The organism is Bradyrhizobium shewense (assembly GCF_900094605.1).
In the GTDB taxonomy this organism is placed as follows: domain Bacteria; phylum Pseudomonadota; class Alphaproteobacteria; order Rhizobiales; family Xanthobacteraceae; genus Bradyrhizobium; species Bradyrhizobium shewense.
In genome coordinates this window covers 270,002-288,426 of record NZ_FMAI01000004.1, presented here as the reverse complement: position 1 = coordinate 288,426, position 18,425 = coordinate 270,002, and the positions used below count along the sequence as shown (strand labels likewise).

Sequence of the window (18,425 nt, the reverse complement as noted above, 5' to 3'; positions counted from 1 at the left end):
ACTCATTTCCAACCTTCGGAATCCTGGACTGCATCATGGCCGCAACCTCGCAATATCTGACGCTCGGGCTCGCCGGCGAGACGTTCGGCATCAGCATCCGCAACGTCCGGGAAATTCTCGACATGCGGCCGATCTCGCGGCTTCCACACGCGCCGAACTTCCTGCTCGGCATGATCGACGTGCGCGGCAGCGGCTATCCGATCGTCGATCTCAGGAACAAGCTCGGCCTGCCCAGCGTAACCGCCACTGAAGCGACCCGCATCATCATCCTCGACGTGCCGATGAAGGACCGCCTGGTCGGCGTCGGCTTCGTCGCCGACTGCGTGTTCGAGGTCACCGACATCGACGAGCAGGCGATCGAGCCCGTGCCCGAGGTCGGCGGGAAATGGCAATCGGACTATGCCGCCGGCATCGGCCGCAAGGGCGAGAAGTTCGTCGTGATCTTCGATCTCGCCAAGCTGATGGCCAATGACGAGGTTCCGGAAGGCCGCGACACGGCAACAGATGCGCCTCGCGCCGCCTGAGTTTGCAAGAGTGAAGCGTGGTCACGCGTAAGCCCCCCAATTCGAACCAACGAGACTGAAAATGAGATTCACCGTCAAAGCCAAGCTCGCCAGCGCGTTTGGCGTCGTCATTCTTCTGTTCATGGTAGCAGGCGCTGTGAGCTACATGAAGTTGTCCGACATGGCCGCGACCGCAGATTCCATGGTGCTTCGTGCCAAGCGGATGGAGAGAGCAGCCGAGGTCGAAAAGATCATCTGGCAGCAGGTCAGGGCGGAAAAGAACGCAATTCTGGGAACGGCAAGCGAGGCCGAGGAATTCGCGGTGAACGCGGCCAAGCTCCGCGACGAGGCCACGAAGATCAGGGACGAGGTCTATGCGATGGCCAGCGAAGGCGGCAAGAAGCTGCTCGACAACTTCGCCAGCGCCTACGCCAGAATGAACGTCTATCAGGAAGAGACGATCAGGCTGGCAAAGACCGATAAGACCAAGGCAACCGAGCGCTCGATGGGTGACGGGCGCAAGGTGGTTGCAGATGCGACCGAGGCGATGGGAGCCTATGTCGCCAATACGAAGAGGCAGATGGCCGAGCAGGCCGTGCAGTCCAACGAAGACAGCCGTCGCGCCCAGTTGGTTCTGATCGTCCTGGTCATCGTCTCGCTCATCGTTGCCGCGATTGGCGCCGTCTGGATCTCGATCAATATCAGCCGGTCCCTCGCCAAGGCGGTCGGGCTGGCGGACGCCGTCGCGATCGGTGATCTCAGCCACAAGATCGATGCTTCCAGCAACGACGAGATCGGCGATCTTGTGAAATCTCTGAACGCGATGACCGCCAATCTGAACGCCACCGCGGCCGTCGCCAACGAGATCGCGCAGGGCAACCTCACGATCGAAGCCAAGCCGCTGTCGGACAAGGACACGCTGGGCCTTGCGCTCGAGCGCATGGTGGAGAAGCTTCGCCAGATCGTGTCTGAAGCTCTGACCGCGGCGCAGAACGTCTCCGCCGGCAGCCAGGAGCTCTCGGCGAGCGCCGAGCAGCTGTCGCAGGGCGCGACCGAGCAGGCTTCGTCCGCGGAGGAAGCCTCCTCCTCGATGGAGGAGATGGCCTCCAACGTGAAGCAGAATGCCGATAACGCCAATCAGACCGAGAAGATCGCCGCGCAGTCGGCCAAGGACGCCGAAGCCAGCGGTGCCGCGGTCGGCCGCGCCGTCAACGCGATGCAGACCATCGCCGAGAAGATCACGATCGTGCAGGAGATCGCACGCCAGACCGATCTGCTCGCGCTCAACGCCGCGGTCGAGGCCGCGCGCGCCGGCGAGCATGGCAAGGGCTTTGCCGTGGTCGCCTCCGAAGTGCGCAAGCTCGCCGAGCGCAGCCAGGCCGCCGCGGCCGAGATCGGCACGCTCTCGGCCGACACCGTCAAGGTGGCACAGGAGGCCGGCGCGATGCTCTCCAAGCTGGTCCCTGACATCAAGAGGACCGCCGAGCTGGTCGAGGAGATCACCGCGGCCTGCCGCGAGCAGGACGTCGGATCGGCCCAGATCAACCAGGCGATCCAGCAGCTCGACAAGGTCGGCCAGCAGAACGCCAGCGCGTCCGAGCAGGTGTCCTCGACCTCGGAGGAGCTCGCTTCGCAGGCCGAACAGCTTCAGTCCACCATCGCCTATTTCCGCATCGAGCACGGCGCCAAGAGCCAGGCGCCGGCGCCGATCGACCGGGCTGTGAGCCAGCTGCGCGCCAAGGCGGCCACCATGGCGGCTGCCGAGCGTCCGGCGAAAAAGGTCGTGCAGGCCAGGCCGGCCCGCGCCGTGAAGGTTGCCGGTGGCGGCGGCTTTGCCTTCGACATGCATGACGGCGAGGATGATCGGGACGCCGATTTCCAGCGCTAGGACTTTTGCGGGCCGCTCTGCCCTGGGACGGTGGACCGGTCTCCTTTCAGCGGTTGTTTAAACGCGTAGGATTCGAGATGGCCCGTATGGCCCGACATTCAGTGCAGGTGGCCGTCGCGGACCGGGGCCGGCGGCCATGATGCCCGCCGTACAGGATACGGCCGTGCATCTGTCGGACCGCCACTTCCGCACCATCGCCGAACTGATCGAGGGTCAGGTCGGCATCAAGCTGCCGCAGGGCAAGCGGCTGATGCTGGAGGGGCGGCTGCACAAGCGCGTGCGCGCGCTCAACTTCACCGGTCTCAACGAATATGTCGAGACCCTGTTTGAGGCCGATCATTTCGATACCGAACTCACCCATCTCATCGATGTGGTGACGACCAACAAGACCGACTTCTTCCGCGAGCCGCAGCACTTCACCTTCATGCGCGACGTCGCGATTCCCGGCCTGCTCAAGTCGCATGGACGCAAGAACGCGAACCTGAAGATCTGGAGCTCGGCGAGCTCCACGGGCATGGAGGCCTACACCACCGCGATGGTGCTGGACGACATGACGCGGAACGGCTCGCGCTTCCAGTACCGCATCCTCGGGACCGACATCTCGACCGCGGTGCTGCGCCTCGCCAAGACGGCGATCTACACGCGCGACGTGCTCGGCCCGGTGCCGGAGCAATTCGTGAAACGATATTTTTCGACGTCGCGGGACAAGTCGCGCGGTGAGGTGCGGGTCGTACCCGAGCTGCGGCGCGCGACACATTTCATGAGGATGAACCTCATGGACAAGTCCTATCCGGTCGATCGTGACGTCGACATCATCTTCTGCCGCAACGTCCTAATCTATTTCGAGCGCGAGACCCAGCGCAAGGTGGTCGAGCAATTGTGCAGCCATTTGCGTCCGGGCGGCTATTTGCTGGTCGGACATTCGGAATCGATGATTCACAGTGCCGTGCCCGGGCTGAAGCAGGTTCAGCCAACCATTTTCCAGGTCTAGCCGGAGCGCAACCAAGATGCCGAGGGAGAAGGTTCGCGTGCTGATCGTGGACGATTCGGCGTCGGTGCGCCAAATCCTGCAGACGATCCTCAACGACGACCCCGATATCGAGGTGATGGCAACGGCCTCCGATCCGTTCGTGGCGGCGAAGCGTCTCCAGGACGAGATTCCCGACGTCATGATCCTCGACCTGGAAATGCCGCGCATGGACGGCATGACGTTCCTGCGCAAGATCATGGCGCAACGCCCGATCCCGGTGATCATCTGCTCCTCGCTGACCGAAGAGGGCTCGAACGTGATGTTCGAGGCGTTCGAGGCGGGCGCGGTCGATATCGTGCCGAAGCCGAAGATCGACACGCGCCTGGCGCTGCTCGAATGCTCGACGCGGCTGCGCGAGGCGGTGAAGTCGGCAGCGCGCGCGCGGGTGCGCCCGCGTGCGGAACGCCGGGCCATCGAGAAGAAGCTGACCGCCGACGCCATCATCCCGCCGCCGGTGCAGGGCAAGGTTCGGCCGACGACGGAACGCATCGTCTGCATCGGTGCGTCGACCGGCGGGACCGAGGCGCTCAACGACGTCCTCGAGATGCTGCCGCCGCACTGTCCGCCGATCGTCATCGTCCAGCACATGCCGGCAGGCTTCACGGCGGCCTTTGCCAAGCGTCTCAACGGCGTCTGCCAGATCAGGGTCAAGGAAGCCGAGGATGGCGAGCCGGTGTTGCCGGGCTGCGCCTATATCGCGCCCGGTGCCCGCCACATGCTGCTCCAGCGCATCGGTCTGCGCTACCAGATCGCGATCAAGGACGGCCCGCCCGTGTCGCGGCATCGCCCCTCAGTCGACGTGTTGTTCCGCTCGGCGGCCCAGCACGCCGGCGCCAACGCGCTCGGCGTCATCATGACCGGCATGGGCGACGACGGCGCGCGCGGGATGCTGGAGATGCGCAAGCTCGGCGCCTCGACGCGGGCGCAGGACGAAGAGAGCTGCGTGGTGTTCGGCATGCCCAAGGAAGCCATCGCCCATGGCGGTGTCGAGAAGGTCGTTTCGCTGCATCACATCCCGCGCGAGATCATGCTCTGGTATCGGGCCGGGCACGCCGCGGTGGCGGGTTGATGGCCATGTCGCCCGTTCCGGCCAACACGCTCGCCGAGGCAACCACCGCGATCGAGGACGTCTCCTCGCGCATCGAGGACGTCTCCTCGCGCATCGAGGACGTCTTCGCGCGCGTCGGTCACGAGCTCGGCTGCGGCCACCTCATCTTCAAGGAGCTGAACCAGGGCTTAGCTACGCTCTCGGGTGAGCTCTCCGGCGCCGAGATCGAGGGCGCCGCAATGGCGCTGCAGGAGATCGCCGCGCAGCTGAGCGAGCTGGCGCAGGCGCTGCCGGCGGAGAGCGCGCTGCTGGAGACGATCGGCAAGAGCACGGCGGAGGCGTCCTCGCTGCTCAAGCCGCTGTTCAAGCACATCCAGATGATCACCATCATCGCGCGCAGCGCGCGGATCGAGGCGGCCTCGCTCGACGGCGACCGCGAGGGCTTTCTCGCCTTTACCCAGGAAGCCTACGATCTCGGCAGGGCCGTGCAGCGCTCGATCGAAGGCTGCGCGCGCGACCAGCAGCGCCTGTCGGAGGCGGTTGCCACCGCCTCCGGCCGGCAGAAGGAGTTCGAGAGCCGGTACCGGGCCCAATTGATGTCGGAGAGCGTCGAGCTCGGCGCGGCCTATTCCGGATTACGCGACCAGCGCAGCAAGAGCAGCCATTTGGCCGACCGCGCCAGTTCCAGCACCAGGAAGATCGCCGAGGCGGTCGGCAGCGCGATCATCTCGCTCCAGGCAGGCGACAGCACGCGTCAGCGTCTCGAGCACGTGTCCCATGGCCTCGGCCTTGCGTCGGAATCCGCGCCGAGCCACGTCCCTGAAACCGTGCCGAGCGACGACGACGTGCGTGCGATTTGCCGGCTGCAGGCGGCCCAGCTCAGGGATGCCCAGCGCGAGTTCGGCGGTGACGTCGGTCAGATCGTTGGCGCACTGACGGCCATCCTGCATGATGCGGGCAGCGTCGTCGGCCACGGCCGCACCCTGTTCGGCGGCGAGGAGGGCGGCTCGTCGTCGTTCCTGACGCGCATCAAGCAGACGCTGGCGCATGCATCGACCCTGATCGCCACCTGCGAGAGTGCCGGCCGCTCGGTCGACGAGGCGCTCGCGATCGTCGAGGACACGCTGACGAAATTTCGCCAGGCGATCGCCGGGCTTGCCGAAGCGACTGTCGACATCACGCTGATCGGAATGAATGCCGGCCTCAAGGCGAGCCATCTCGGCAGCCGCGGCAGCGCCTTCGTCGTCATCGCCAACGAGCTCAAGGCGACCGCCGACCAGGTCTCCGCGGGGGCCGCGCGCCTGAGGCCCGTGCTCGATGGGATCGAGCGCTCGGCCAATGAGCTGAAGGAGCTCCGCGTGCAGGGTGATCCCACCCAGCTTGCCAAGCTCGAGCCGCAAATCCTTCAGGCGCTGCGCGAGGTCGAGGCCGGCAATGAACGGCTCGGCAAGCTGATGAGCCGGCTCGTCGACGAAGGCGCGGAATTCGAGAGGCTGATGAATTCGGCCCAGGGTCAGATGACCAGGCTCGGCGAAAGCTCCGCAGCCTTGCCTGCGGTCGCCACGCGGCTCGAGACTGCGAGCTCGGGCGGGCAGCGGCTACAGCCGGAGCTGCAGGATCAGGCGATCCTCGACGATCTCTTCGCGCGCTACACGATGGAGCGTGAGCGGCACGTTCATCGCGAGTTCCTGCAAGCTCTCGGACTTAAGTCGATCGCCGCGACGCGCCGGGTCGAGGCGGTCGAGACCGCGGATGACGGCATAGAATTGTTTTGATGGTGTCGCCGCGCGCTGCGGTGGCAATTTGACGAGTTGGCTTTGCAGGGCGTTAACCGTCGCGGAATACTCGCCGCATCGGTCATTGTCGCGCCCCAGAGTTGGTTGCAAATACCAGTGGATTTTACGGCGGACATTTCCATGATGCGAGACGGCAAATACGCGGCCTGGTTCAGGACCCCGCGCGGCCAGGGCACGGGTATCGTGCATCTGGCGGAGGGACGGATCTCCGGCAGCGACAGCTTCTTCACCTATGGCGGCTCCTATCAGTTCGATGACGATCAGCGCTTCACGGCCATCCTGACCACGCGGCGCTATGCCGAGGGACCGCCGACCGTGTTCGGTCTGGACGAGGTCGAGGTCAGCCTCGCCGGCGTGTGCAGCGGTGCGATGGCGACTTGTTCCGGAACGGCCAGGGAAGCGCCCGACGTGATGTTCGAGGTGACGCTGATCTACAGCCAGGAAGATGCGCCGGCTGTGGAAGCGCGAGGCGCCGTCGTGAAGCTCAATGACAAATTGCCCAAGGGTCTCGACAGCCGTTCGCGGCCGCGCCAATTTCCTGCGCCTTCCAGGCCTCCCGCATCTTAGTCTTGCGTTGACGCTATCGCAGCGAAGCGGGCTGCGACCGGGCCTTGGCAACAGTGCATTCAGGCGCGGAAAGCTAGGATGAGGCGGCAATAAAGGACGGACGAGACCATGCCTCAGATCTGGATGACATATAACGAACTGGCGACACTCAGCGGCTGTACGCCGGCAGAAGCCAGAATGCGGGCCATCCATCTGTCGCTCGACCGCCGCAAGAGCCGCGACGGCGCAACGCGCGTCAAGCTTGACCTCGCGCTGACGGCGAGGTTCTTCGCATCCGTTCGCGAGGCCGATTTCGATCTCGACGGCGCCATCGAGGCGCTCCAGAGCACGCACAGGCAGATGGCCGAACTCCTGGTCCCGACCGGGTTCCGCGAGCGCGGGGCAGCCTAGCTCGCTTGGCGTCAGGGCGCGCAGGTCGTTCCACGCGCCACCGGTGGATCCCCGCCAGCTTTTCGCGAATCAGGCATAGACTCGTCTCCGGAATTTCAAGCCGGGGCCGGGGTTTCAACCGCATCGGGCCGTAGAGCCTGTAGGAGAATGCCATGAGGAAAGCCAAGTATCGGGTCGGCGTGACGCTGTTGGGAACGGTGATGCTCGGTGGGCTGCTGATCGTCACAACCGCGCCGTCACGTGCGGAGGTCGTCAAGCTGCAGGCCGACCTCAAGGGCAGCAATGAAGTGCCTCCGAACGGCTCGTCCGGTTCGGGCAAGGCCGAGGCCGCGTTCGACACCCAGACCAAAGTCCTGACCTATACGATTACGTTTGCCAATCTGACGGGTCCGGCGATGGGGGCCCATTTTCATGGCCCCAGTGATGCGGGCAAGAACGCCGGCATCGCTTTGCCCTTCAAGACGGTCCAGAGTCCTATCCAGGGCAGCGCCACGCTCACGGATGCCCAGGCAGCGGATCTATTGGCCGGCAAATGGTACGCGAACATTCATACGGCCGCGAACCCAGGCGGCGAATTGCGCGGGCAGATGATGAAGTAGGGGGATGTCGCCGTGGCGCTGAAGAATTTTGTCAGCGCCGTGGGCCTCAGGCTGGCGGCCGAGGCAAGAACGCCAGGATCGTCTGGGCGAGAATGACGCCGACGGTGCCTCCTGCCGCCTTTTGCAGCACGTCCAGGAAACCCGGATCACGATCGGGGGTCAGCGTTTGCAGGACTTCCAGCCCCTTCGCGACTGCGATGACGAGCGAGCAGGCCAAAGCGAGCCGGCCGGGCAACAGGAAGGCCAGCAGGAAGCCCAACAGGCCGTAGGCGCTGAAGCGCTCGATGACGACGATCCAATACGCCTCGTGATGCCCCATCAGCGCCGGCCGTCCCGCCAGCCTCGCCAGGGTGGCATAGGCGATGAGGGCAAGGCAGATTCCCGCGGCTGCGATGAGGTGATTTCGACGCATGGCCTACCATAGCCGCTCGAGGGCCATTCTGCTTCGAAAGACGAGAACATCGTTAAAACGCCACGTCGTTCTTCCGGGGGCGCGGGCCGCCCAAAACCTGGCCGCCATCGCCGGCCCGGAGGCAGTCGAACGAAGATGGTCAGGCCACCAGGACGTCGCCGGCCGGCGCTGCGGATGCGGAGTGGCGGCGTGAATCGACCAGCTCGCTGAATTTCGCAAAGGGCAGCGGTGCGGCGACGAGATAGCCCTGTCCTTCCTCGACGCCGGAGGCGATCAGGGCGCGCCGCTGCTCCTCGGTCTCGATTCCTTCGGCTACGACCGTCATGCGGAAGTCCTTGGCGAGCGCGACCAACATCTCGACGATCGTCGTGGTCGATGCATCCACGGTGATGGTGTCGACGAAGAACTTGTCGATCTTGATCGTGTTGGCGCCGAGCCCCTTCAGCCGCGACAGACCGCTGTGCCCCACGCCGACGTCGTCGATGGCGACGCGGAAGCCGTGGTCGCGCAATTCGGCCACGACGGTCGCGGCGTGCGCGAGATCGTCGAGCTCATCGCGTTCGGTGACTTCAACCACGATCTGGCGTGCGGAGATTCTCGCCGCCAGGACCGTGCGACGCAGCGTCTCGACGAAGCCGGCACTCAGCAAGTGTTTGGGCACGACATTCACGGACATCTTGAAGGTCTTGTCCGCCTTCAGCACGCCCTGCAGGTCGGCGAGTGCCGATTTCAGGATCTGCCAAGTCATCACCTGGATGCGCCCGCTGGATTCGGCCAGCGGAATGAAGTTCATCGGCGGCACCACCGAGCCGTCCCGACGAACCCAGCGCGCCAGAATCTCGCAGCCCGTGATCTGGCCGGTCCTGAGGTCGAAGATGGGTTGGTAGTAGGGCTTGAATTCGCCGGCCGCGAGGCCGCGATCGAGATCGGCGACCGGCCCTTCCATCCGGCGGCTGCGTGCCAGCAGGATGCCGAACAGTGCACCAAGTCCGAGGGCGACTGCGAGCGCCGGCCAATACGCCTCGCTGTTCCAACTCGAAAGCACGGCCTGCTCGAGCCGGATCGTAGCGTGAAGCGGAAAGCGCGTGGAATGCCTGTCGAAGCTGATCGGCCCTGGCAGGGGCCTGTCGGCATCGAGCCGGAATTCGCCGAGCTTCTCGCCATTGCTCAAGGCGAGGATCACCTCGCTGTGCGCGCGCAACTCGGCGGGCATGAGATCGAACAGGCCAGCGTTGATGCCGACAATGGCGACCAGCGCGGAGCTGCGATTGACGTCCCTGAGCACGCCCAATGCGTCGCCGCCGAACTGCTCCACGCGGAACAGCGAAAGCCTCGTGTCGTGTGAGGGCAGCATGTCGCGCCGATCCGCCCATCCCTTGTCGAACTCGAGGGTCTCGGAATAGGCCGAGCAGATCACCGATCCGTCCGGGTTGACGAGACGGACGTCCTTGATCGCCGAGCGCTGGTAGACGTGGAGCCGGATGGCTTGCAGCGCTGCCGGCGCGCAGCTGGCAAGATCGCGCTTGGCGAGCTCGTCCAGGCTGGCCGCGGCGAAATCGACCGCAAATTCGGAGCGGCGCAGAACGACCTCGGTCAGCTCGTTCAGTTGGTGCGCCTGCTGGTGGCGAATGACGCCGTATGCCGCAAAATGGCCCGCCAGCCCGAACGCCATCGTGCTCGCAACAACGAGCGCCGCAAACGAGAGGTTCGGCCGCTGTAATCTCATCCGGTCCAGGCGAAATTCAGGAGGGGCTTGGTGATTGATCTCGGAACTGATTTTGGGAATTGATTCTAGCCAGCGGGGGCTAAGATAGGGTTTAACGGGCGCACCGGTCCGGAAGGGCTACCGAGGGGTTGCCCGACTGATGGTCGCGCGGCCCGAGCATGGAAAGTTGAGCAGTATGATCAGGACGTTAAGCCTCCTCCTCCTGTCGTTCGTCGTCGGAAGCTCCGCGGCCTGGGCGCAGGGAACCAAAGACCAGCCATCGGGCACTCAGCCCACCTCCCGCAGCGGCACAGCGACGAATTCCGGTTCGGACAGCATGGGTGGAGCTTTCAAGGGGACGGGGACACCCAACTACGGCACCAGCCCTGGGATGGGGTCCCAGAAGAAGACGCGCAACTAGGTCTGAATAGGCCAGGCGGACTGAAGGCAGGACGCTTAGTCGCGCTCATCGGGGACGCGTGGAGACGGCCTCTGGATAAGCTCTGCCTGACCTGTCGGTGTGGGGCGCTGCGGGATCACGGGCGGCCCGCAGCCGAAGCACCACGAAAGCGATGTTAATCGCCAGCCAAATCAACATTGCGGAAATGGCAAAATGGACCACTGCCAGACCTCACTGCGAGGTCTGGATAACATCCAGTGGTTGCTTTGGTTCCGTCCTGCAGGGTGAAAAGCTGGACTGGTCCTCGACGAACTGTTTCCAAGACTAGCCCTTCTTACCGGTCTTCGGCTTCAGCGAAAGACCAAGCCGCAAGGCCATGCGCTTGATCGCATCAGGCGAGCGTCCGAGAACTTTCGCCGCCTCTTCCAGCGAAGCCGAAGACTTGGCCAGCTCCATGAGCCGGCGGTCTTCCTTGAACGACCAGGGCTTGCGCGCCATAACCGAAATCATCCTCTTGTCGACACAACGACAAAGCCGCCAAGCGACCCATGTTCGCTCGACGGCTTTGCTAGGGTGGGGCCGGGCTTGGGGGAGCCCGGTGCGAGATGGATATGCGATCGGTGAGACTTCGCAACAAACAACGCGGATTAAGCTAACTGCTCAACCTTACCGCGATGAAATCGATGCGCGACGCTCCGTATAACCACGGTGTTTCGCTGGCGAATCCGATGCGCGCCCTCCGACGGCGGTCTCATCCGTGCCGGTCGACGTTTGAAGCGCCAGGATGAACGAGGGTTCATGGTGTCGGCGTGGCGAGTTCTGGTAAAAAGAACTGGAGCCTCTTCTCCGCGCTCTGTGCACTCGCGTGCCGACCAATCTTCAAGCATCACGTTGCACAAACTTCATCTTCGTCTGACAAAAGTTTCAGCGGTGGCGATCTTGAAGTCGACACAACGAAAAGATGAAAATGAGCGCGGGAGGAACGTTCCGGCAAACGTGGGAATATTCCAATGTTAGCTGCTTTGGTTTTGATTTCGATTTTCGCAGCGGGTTTTGGCTGCGGCTATGCCGTACGGGCGTGGCGCTCGCGGAAGCGATCGGCGCGATATCGTCTTTATGCACCCTATACCCCTGCCTCGATGGAAGCTGGTCGCACCCAGGGGCCATCGTAACCGCAGGCCGCGCGCGTGCTGCCCCATGGTCGTGGCGAAGTCGAAATAACCATGTGCGGTTAGGTTAATCTGTCGCCGTCCTTGAGGGCCCAGGAAAGGCAACCTAAGACGGATCAGTTCATTGCGAGTTCGGGCCCTCTCTTTCCGGAGGGCGCGCGGGTAGGCGTAGATGACGTGGCTGATTGCGTTGCTGGGCGCGACGACTTGCGCTCTTATTTTGATTGCCTTTGTTTGTAGCTATGGCCGGCATCTGAGAGATCTTCCAGGTCCTTGGATCATGAGCGAGGGTCATTCGAATGATTGATCAACGGCAGAACGCGCCGCGCAGGTATTTTGTTGACGCGCAAGGGCATCGTGTTCTGATCGGCCTTTCGCTGGAAGAGACGGCGGAATTCGAGACGCTGGATCTTGCTCCGAAGGAGACGCAAGTCGGGGCCGAAACCGGCGCAGGCACGGGAGCGGCCGCGGTTGACGACGTTCGGTGGCTTGAGCTCTATTCCAAGCACGAAGGAGCCTGGCGGGTATGGATCGTCCAAAGCCAGGCGGGGCGGACGCAGGATTTAGGCTTTGTTAACTATGCCTGACCGATGGTAGCGGCTTAGATCTCGAAAATGGGGATGGCCCACATGTTTCAGCTGTTCCTGAGAGCACGCGCGCACAACCTCCTCGGCTCGCGCCGCGAGGACAAGGGCTTCAAAGCCCGCTCCGCCGAGCGTGATGCTGAGACCGACCGCGCGAGGGTCGACGCCGTCATGGTCGCCATCGACACGGCGCTACGAGATGCGGAGAAGGAGCAGGTCGGGCTCAGTCGACGTGTCGATGACGCGCTTGCGCGTGCATCCGTCACCTTTGGAAACGGCACCGACGAGTACCTCGAGCGGGAGGCGCTCGACAATCATCACCAGGATCTCTTCGCGGCGGACATCTCCAATGGCCAGCGGCGGCTCAAGGAGCTGGCAAGCACCATTGCTCACTTGAAGTTCGTCAAGACCGCAATGCTCACGCGTTTTCCGAATTTCAAGCCGCCGCAGCTCAACAGCTAGTATTGGAGCTCTTGCTGCGCGCTCGGCCATCCTTCGAGACGCACAGGGCAGACCGCGTGACAATTCGAAGCCGTTTGCCGTTTGGCGCGTCGATCCTTTTTGCTATGGTTCCGGCAAGCATTCACGCTTCGAGGGAGCAGCAAGGTGCCGGTCAGGAATATGCGAAGGTTGGTTGGATTGGTATGCGTGTTGACATTGGCTGCGCCGGCGACGGCGTCGGCCATTACCGCCGAAGTGGCGCGCGCATGCGAAGCGGCGGTGGCCAAGGCGTTTCCGCCCAGGCAAATCGGCAACCCGGCGGCCGGGAGTGCCAAGGGAACGGCCAAGGATCAGCGCGCATACTTCCAAAAGTGCGTCGCGAACAACGGTAAGGTCGACGACGCGCCGGCGGAGGCGGCCAAGGACGGCAAGCCTAGTAAGTAGCGGCCGTTGTTCTAACGCGGCGGCGGGCAGGGAGAATAGAACGCGCCGTTCGCCGCGTTGATGCGTTCGACGCATTGGTTGGGATCGGTGATCGTCCCTGCCACGGTGAAATCGTAGCCGATGCCTTTGACGACGACGATGTAGCGGCCCGGCGAAAGCGTGAAGCCGTCCTGCTCTGGCTGCAGCAACAGCATCCTCTGCTGATCCTCGACCGGCCCCACTTTGTAGGGGTAGGACATGCTGCGAATGACCCAGGAATCGCCCGCGTTGACTATGGCGGCCTTACCGGAGGCATCGACGCCCATTGACCGGGACACCTTCGCGACGACTCGAACCTCGGTCACGCTTGCCTCAATGCTTCCGTCCGGTCTGAACACGATGAAGTTGACATCTCCGCTTGTCAGGGTCGTTGCACTCGGCGTGTTGATGGCCGCCGAGATCGCAACGCGGCGGTCTGGAATCTTTCCGGGGACCGGTTTCAGTTCCTGGAGTTGCCCCTCGTTCAACGCGTAGACGCCGAAGGTCGTCGGCAAAGGCATGGAGGGGTGTGCAGGTGGTGCCGGCTCCTTTGCGCTGTCGGGCGATCGTTCGACACTCACGCTCTCCGACGGGGGCGGGGCGGTGGCCGGCCGGGGCTCGGGGTTGCCCGGCGCGCGCTCGGATGGCAGCGCCAATTGTGACAGTGCGGACAAGTGGGTCCTCAAACGCGGCCAATAGATCACCGTGGTGCTGGCGCCGGCCATGAGCAGGAGAATGCCGGCCAGTCGAACCAGAAAGGTGAAGGCGCCGCTCCGTTTGGGTTGATCCGGCGATCGCGGCGAAGCCACGGGACGGCGCGCGGCTTCCGCGTCCTTCGCAGCAGGCGGCGAAGCGGAAACGGGTGACGACATCGGAATGGGCGGGGGAGCGGGGGTATGGCCCGGGGGCGGGACCGGAACGTCGGTTGCCGCGACAATTTTTTGCGGCTCGGACGCGGCGCTACGCTCGAAGGAACGCTCGACCTCCTTGATGGCACGTTCGAGGACTTGCTGAAGCTCGCGCGATTCCCGCGCGTCGGCATGCGTAAATTGCTCCAGAAGCTTGACGCGCGCCAGCTCATAGACGATCTCCCGCATCTGCCGGGGATCGTCGGATACGGCGCGGATGCGGCTTGACAGGAGACGGATAAACCCGGCTTTGATCTGTTGCGCCGAGGGAGCGTTGGCCGCAGTTTCACCGGAGTCGGTCATCAAGGCCGATCAAGTAGCCCGGATAGGGCTATTTCGCTAGGTCTTTCCGCTTCAAACGTCTCGAGTTGAGGCGGTTTGGCTTCGATTGGCGGGTCCGCAAAGGCCTCGCGCGGTGTTCGAAGGTGCTTGCTTTTGGGCGAGAACCTGTGACATTTCGCCAAGCTCTTCTCTTTCTGGTGCTCGACCATGCGCGGCGTTCTGGCAGTCCTCACGGTTTTGACCTTCCTGGTTTCGCCTGCCGTTGCGCAAGGGACCAAGGATCAGGCCAACACCACGAGCTCCAGCATCATCACGACCCCCACGAAAAAGGCGCAGACCAATCAGGCTGCCTCGCGGCCGACCGCCGTTCGGAACCTTTCAGGCAGGCTGCCTGCTGGAAAGTCGGCCCAGGGCGTCTGGCGAGACGGCAAGCTGGTTGCCGTTCCCCGCTGAGGCCGCCGCCCAACGAACCGTGAAGGAACGGTGATCGCCTCCCTGACGTTCATGCTCGGGAGATATCGTATGAAACGACCAGTTCTGATCGCCATTGCGTTGCTTGTGCCCGCCGCTGCCTGGGCCCAGGGCGTCAATGACCCATCGACGCCCAATCGCAACGTGATCATTGTCAATCCGTCGCAGCCGTCGGGCAGCACGGCCACGCCGAATTACCCGAGCCGGATCCAGGCGCCCCTGACCCGCGGCGGGCGAGCCATACCCTATTACGGAAACAGAACCCGGGGCAGTGCCTCAAGTAGGCGGTAGGTGTGCCGCCGGCTGGCCTAAGAGAACATCGCCAACCATCAGCCATTCGGCCGCCGTGCTCGATTTTCGGTAAATCCAGGAACGCTCCTGTCCCCTAAGAGAGCGGCGTCTTGGCGAGCTATTGAGGATTGACCTCGACCTCCAGGGTCGATGTCCCTGCACCGTGAAGGTTTTTACCCGAGATCAGAAGTGTGAATTTATCGGGGCCTTGCTTGTCGGCTGCTGCCAGATAGCGGAAGCCGGACCCGACCACGGTCAATTGTCCCCTTGATGGTCCGCTCACGACCGATACCTTGAAGATCTGCATGTACGACCAACGCAGGCCCTGGATGCAGTCGGATCCAGGCTGGATGGTCAGCGTCCACGTCACCGTGTCCCCCGATAGTTCGAACGGCGTCCGTTCCTTGATGCAGAGCGGACTGGCGTGAGCCGCCATGACTAGCGCAGCGGAAGCTGCGATGCAGGCAGCTAGCAGCAACAAGGGTTTTTGAGGCATGCGACGGCAGCTCCACGCGCAATTCCCGAAGAGAATATCAGCGAGCTAACGAGGTCTTCGACTCCTCGGGCTCGCCAGGTGCTCGTCAACTTCGTGCCAGACGAGGTTGCAAGCTAAAGCGCAAAGCTTGCCTGCGAATTCGCTTTCTTGCAATTGGCAAAGGTATAGATTGATGAGCCGGGCATAAGGGGTTTCCGGCCAATGGTCGTCCTTATGCTCTGTCTTTGGAGTGATCAGCGTGCGAACCGCTCGACGTGACCATTCGCAAGATGACGGAAGGCGGTTTGGGACGCTGTCTCGAGCTGTCGTTTCCCTTGCCGCTGCCCTCGGCCTTGGTCTCGCCTGCCCTTGCTTCTGTCTTGCTCAGGCCGAACCGGAGCCCTCGCTCAGCGACTATCTTCCACCAAGCGAGCCAGAAGTAACGCGCGACGAATGGCGGCAGCGGATCGAGGACGCACGGCGACGCGCCAAGGAGGTTTCGCGCGAGCGGCGGGACCATCCCGAGCTCTACAAGCCGATTCCGGAGGATACGGACCTTGTCGCGACCGAACGCCTTCTCCGCGACGACAGCCTGCAGCGAGGCGATATCGTCACGACCAAGAAGGGCATGTTCGTCTATCAGGGGCGATCCGACCAACCGCGTCGCGATCAGGACTTCGTGCCGGTCAACCCGAAATCGATGCGCTGAAATTCAGTACCGCCGCAAGATCTCGTTGAATTTGGGATCGGTCACTTTCGTGGTCTCGAGCAGCAGCGCCTTGCCTTGCGGAGTTGCCTGCACATAGGCCGCGATCAGCAGCGGTTCGTAACGCGAGCGGTTGGCGAGCGCCGAGCGGATGTCGGATTGCGCCAGCAGCTTGATCTCCTCGTCCGTCGCAGCCGCGCCCGAGGTCACGGTCCGGACCCGAGCGAAGGCGACGTCGATCGGCACCGATCCGGTCAAGTAGGACATCTTCACCGCAGGCGTTGCCGCTTCGCCGGCCTGGGCCTGCAGCGTGCCGAGCGTGAGCCAGAGCGCGGGCCTGATCGGTGAGACCTTCAAGGCAGCGACGACGGCGCTTTGGGCGGCCTTGTTCTCGCTGGCCCGTCCGGCCGCATCGGTTGAAGGACGGTGAAGAACGTCAGCCGCCATTGCCGCCGCGTAGTTCGCGAGCAGGTCGCCATCCAGCGAAACTGATGCCAAGACACCGCCGGCCGCCAGCTTGGCCTTCTCGGGCGGAATCTCACCCGAGAACAAATCGCTCGCGCGAAAGTTCGGTCGTATGAGATCGCCGTAGAACGTCATGCCGGCATGGAGCGCCAGCACGATCGCAGTGCAGATGCCGATGACGCGAAGCAGGAACATGCGGTTCATGGTGAAATCGACGAGGCCTGTGAGGGCGAAGCGAGCACGGGATTGAAACGAGAGCAGGGCTCTCAAATTGCGAGCAGACTATCACCTTGGATCGTCAGCAGCGTCAAGTTTCCGGTCGCATAGGCGCCGGTGTCGATGTTGATGCGGTTCGGGCGAATATCGGGCGCGCTGACCGGGGTGTGACCGTGGACGATGTATTTGCCGAAGCGCTCCTCGGATGCGAGGAATTCCTCGCGGATCCAGAGCAGGTCCTCATCCTTCTGGCGCTCGAGCGGCACGCCAGGCTTGACGCCGGCATGGACGAAGAAAAAGTCGCCGCAGGTAAAGGACGAAGGCAATTGCTGCAGGAAGGCGAGGTGCTCGGGCGGTAGTGCACGCTTCAGTCCTTCGATCAGCTCGACCTGCTGCTCCGCGGACGGATTCATGGTCGGCGTGATGCCGTAGGAGACCAGCGTCAGGAGGCCGCCATAGTGGCGCCACTCCTGCAGGCGGGCCGGATCCTTGAGGACCTCGAGCAGGAAGATCTCGTGGTTGCCCTTGAGGCAAACCGTCTCGTGTGTCTTCGAGCGTTCGATCAACAGATCAAGAACGGCGCGCGAGTCCGGGCCGCGGTCGACGTAGTCGCCGAGAAAGACCTGGATGGCCCGTTCGGGGGCCGAGCGGGCCAGATCGACGTCGATGACGGTTAACAGCGATTGAAGCAGATCGGCGCGGCCGTGCACGTCGCCGATGGCATAGACGCGAACGCCGTCGGGAAGCCGAGGCTTGGTCTTCTTTCGAAAGCGTGAGGAAAGGCCCATCAGGTCGGTCGAATCGCTTCCAGCGTCACGAGCGGAACGTCGCGATGGCTCTTAGCAGAACAAGTCACACATCGGTATTCTTAATTGTTTCCGACCAAGGCGCCTGCATTTTTATTAAAGGATCGCGCGGCCTTTGAGCCGTATTTCAAGACGTCTCGCGTAGCGTCTCCCCAACAAGAACGGGGAGCGCGACATGCGCAGAGTTGTAAAGTTCCTGGCGGCCGTGGCCGCCATCGTTGTTGCTGCAGGGGTGCAGCAGCGCGCTGAAGCCGCATTCGTCGGTGCGCCCTTGGGGCTGCGCGGGGCCATCCAGTACATCAAGTTCGACCAGCCGACGCTGGCGCCAATGGCGTTCACGCTGTTTTGCCTGAAGTACAAGGACGAGTGCAAGCCGCGGCCGCAGCACATCGTGTTCAGGGGCGGGCGCCTGAAGCTTACGGCGGAGCGGCTGGCGCAGATGCAAGAGGTCAACCAGAAGGTCAATACCGCCATCCGTCCCGAGGCCAATCTGGAAGGGCTGCGCGGCGAGAAATGGCTGCTTCATCCGACCAGCGGCGACTGCAACGATTACGCTGTGACAAAACGCCACGAACTGATCGCCAAGGGCTTTCCGGCGCGCTCGGTGCTGCTCAGCGAGGTCGTGACCACCTGGGGCGAGCATCATCTCGTGGTCGTAGTGCGCACCTTCGCCGGCGATCTCGTGCTGGACAATCTCTCCGGCCACATTCTGCCGTGGTCGAAGAAGCCCTATCGCTGGGTCCGCATTCAGTCGCCCAAGAACCCGAACTACTGGGCCTCACTCGGCGATCGCGCGGTTTGATCACCCGCG

At 63.2% G+C, this 18,425-nt stretch carries 21 protein-coding genes; 14 read left to right on the top strand and 7 right to left on the bottom strand.

The genetic code is table 11. The features are described from left to right. Nucleotides 1-35: 35 nt before the first annotated feature. The 8 genes from GA0061098_RS10370 (at nucleotide 36) to GA0061098_RS10335 (ending at nucleotide 7,821) form a co-directional block, all read left to right on the top strand. The gene (locus tag GA0061098_RS10370) at nucleotides 36-524 is read left to right on the top strand and encodes a chemotaxis protein CheW (RefSeq protein ID WP_091956231.1); all 489 of its coding nucleotides are present in this window, start codon (nucleotides 36-38) and stop codon (nucleotides 522-524) included. Between the two features lie 61 nt (nucleotides 525-585). Further along, a complete protein-coding gene (locus GA0061098_RS10365) occupies nucleotides 586-2,391 on the top strand; it encodes a methyl-accepting chemotaxis protein (RefSeq protein WP_091956230.1) in 1,806 nt (601 codons plus the stop codon). A 136-nt stretch (nucleotides 2,392-2,527) separates the two neighbouring features. Further along, complete coding sequence (locus tag GA0061098_RS10360) at nucleotides 2,528-3,382, top strand: CheR family methyltransferase (RefSeq protein ID WP_091956229.1); 855 nt, start codon at nucleotides 2,528-2,530, stop codon at nucleotides 3,380-3,382. A gap of 16 nt (nucleotides 3,383-3,398) precedes the next feature. Then, a complete protein-coding gene (locus GA0061098_RS10355) occupies nucleotides 3,399-4,490 on the top strand; it encodes a protein-glutamate methylesterase/protein-glutamine glutaminase (protein ID WP_091956228.1) in 1,092 nt (363 codons plus the stop codon). Nucleotides 4,491-4,495: 5 nt separating this feature from the next. Next, on the top strand, nucleotides 4,496-6,244 hold the full coding sequence (locus GA0061098_RS10350; protein WP_091956362.1) for a chemotaxis protein: 1,749 nt from the start codon (nucleotides 4,496-4,498) through the stop codon (nucleotides 6,242-6,244). Between the two features lie 141 nt (nucleotides 6,245-6,385). Next, complete coding sequence (locus tag GA0061098_RS10345; protein ID WP_091956227.1) at nucleotides 6,386-6,832, top strand: hypothetical protein; 447 nt, start codon at nucleotides 6,386-6,388, stop codon at nucleotides 6,830-6,832. Between the two features lie 108 nt (nucleotides 6,833-6,940). After that, on the top strand, nucleotides 6,941-7,222 hold the full coding sequence (locus GA0061098_RS10340; RefSeq protein WP_091956226.1) for a hypothetical protein: 282 nt from the start codon (nucleotides 6,941-6,943) through the stop codon (nucleotides 7,220-7,222). Nucleotides 7,223-7,374: 152 nt separating this feature from the next. After that, the gene (locus GA0061098_RS10335) at nucleotides 7,375-7,821 is read left to right on the top strand and encodes a CHRD domain-containing protein (RefSeq protein WP_038949582.1); all 447 of its coding nucleotides are present in this window, start codon (nucleotides 7,375-7,377) and stop codon (nucleotides 7,819-7,821) included. 46 nt (nucleotides 7,822-7,867) lie between these two features. On the opposite strand, the gene GA0061098_RS10330 is transcribed toward GA0061098_RS10335, so the two are convergent. The 3 genes from GA0061098_RS10330 to GA0061098_RS43635 form a co-directional block, all read right to left on the bottom strand. Next, on the bottom strand, nucleotides 7,868-8,233 hold the full coding sequence (locus GA0061098_RS10330; protein WP_091956225.1) for a VanZ family protein: 366 nt from the start codon (nucleotides 8,231-8,233) through the stop codon (nucleotides 7,868-7,870). 139 nt (nucleotides 8,234-8,372) lie between these two features. Next, complete coding sequence (locus tag GA0061098_RS10325; protein WP_091956224.1) at nucleotides 8,373-9,959, bottom strand: EAL domain-containing protein; 1,587 nt, start codon at nucleotides 9,957-9,959, stop codon at nucleotides 8,373-8,375. Between the two features lie 703 nt (nucleotides 9,960-10,662). After that, on the bottom strand, nucleotides 10,663-10,848 hold the full coding sequence (locus GA0061098_RS43635) for a hypothetical protein (RefSeq protein ID WP_129590830.1): 186 nt from the start codon (nucleotides 10,846-10,848) through the stop codon (nucleotides 10,663-10,665). A gap of 958 nt (nucleotides 10,849-11,806) precedes the next feature. On the opposite strand from GA0061098_RS43635, the gene GA0061098_RS10315 reads away from it, so the two are divergent. From GA0061098_RS10315 to GA0061098_RS10305, 3 genes are all read left to right on the top strand, one after another. Continuing rightward, a complete protein-coding gene (locus GA0061098_RS10315) occupies nucleotides 11,807-12,094 on the top strand; it encodes a hypothetical protein (RefSeq protein WP_091956222.1) in 288 nt (95 codons plus the stop codon). Nucleotides 12,095-12,136: 42 nt separating this feature from the next. Continuing rightward, on the top strand, nucleotides 12,137-12,553 hold the full coding sequence (locus GA0061098_RS10310) for a hypothetical protein (protein WP_091956361.1): 417 nt from the start codon (nucleotides 12,137-12,139) through the stop codon (nucleotides 12,551-12,553). Between the two features lie 186 nt (nucleotides 12,554-12,739). Continuing rightward, nucleotides 12,740-12,976 (top strand): hypothetical protein, encoded by a 237-nt coding sequence (locus GA0061098_RS10305; RefSeq protein ID WP_245323214.1) that lies wholly within the window; start codon nucleotides 12,740-12,742, stop codon nucleotides 12,974-12,976. Between the two features lie 11 nt (nucleotides 12,977-12,987). Here the strand turns inward: GA0061098_RS10305 and GA0061098_RS10300 are convergent, their stop codons facing one another. Continuing rightward, nucleotides 12,988-14,205: a hypothetical protein gene (locus GA0061098_RS10300; RefSeq protein WP_091956220.1), complete on the bottom strand. Its 1,218-nt coding sequence runs from the start codon at nucleotides 14,203-14,205 to the stop codon at nucleotides 12,988-12,990. A gap of 186 nt (nucleotides 14,206-14,391) precedes the next feature. Between GA0061098_RS10300 and GA0061098_RS10295 the strand changes: the two genes are divergently transcribed. Then, on the top strand, nucleotides 14,392-14,637 hold the full coding sequence (locus GA0061098_RS10295; protein WP_091956219.1) for a hypothetical protein: 246 nt from the start codon (nucleotides 14,392-14,394) through the stop codon (nucleotides 14,635-14,637). Between the two features lie 427 nt (nucleotides 14,638-15,064). On the opposite strand, the gene GA0061098_RS10290 is transcribed toward GA0061098_RS10295, so the two are convergent. Continuing rightward, complete coding sequence (locus GA0061098_RS10290; RefSeq protein WP_091956218.1) at nucleotides 15,065-15,442, bottom strand: Ig-like domain-containing protein; 378 nt, start codon at nucleotides 15,440-15,442, stop codon at nucleotides 15,065-15,067. 238 nt (nucleotides 15,443-15,680) lie between these two features. On the opposite strand from GA0061098_RS10290, the gene GA0061098_RS10285 reads away from it, so the two are divergent. Further along, the gene (locus GA0061098_RS10285; protein ID WP_245323212.1) at nucleotides 15,681-16,130 is read left to right on the top strand and encodes a hypothetical protein; all 450 of its coding nucleotides are present in this window, start codon (nucleotides 15,681-15,683) and stop codon (nucleotides 16,128-16,130) included. 3 nt (nucleotides 16,131-16,133) lie between these two features. On the opposite strand, the gene GA0061098_RS10280 is transcribed toward GA0061098_RS10285, so the two are convergent. Together GA0061098_RS10280 and GA0061098_RS10275 are read right to left on the bottom strand one after the other, a co-directional pair. Further along, nucleotides 16,134-16,796: a hypothetical protein gene (locus tag GA0061098_RS10280; RefSeq protein ID WP_091956217.1), complete on the bottom strand. Its 663-nt coding sequence runs from the start codon at nucleotides 16,794-16,796 to the stop codon at nucleotides 16,134-16,136. Between the two features lie 62 nt (nucleotides 16,797-16,858). Next, on the bottom strand, nucleotides 16,859-17,596 hold the full coding sequence (locus GA0061098_RS10275; RefSeq protein WP_091956216.1) for a metallophosphoesterase family protein: 738 nt from the start codon (nucleotides 17,594-17,596) through the stop codon (nucleotides 16,859-16,861). A 193-nt stretch (nucleotides 17,597-17,789) separates the two neighbouring features. Between GA0061098_RS10275 and GA0061098_RS10270 the strand changes: the two genes are divergently transcribed. After that, complete coding sequence (locus tag GA0061098_RS10270; protein WP_091956215.1) at nucleotides 17,790-18,416, top strand: transglutaminase-like cysteine peptidase; 627 nt, start codon at nucleotides 17,790-17,792, stop codon at nucleotides 18,414-18,416. Nucleotides 18,417-18,425 lie beyond the last annotated feature (9 nt).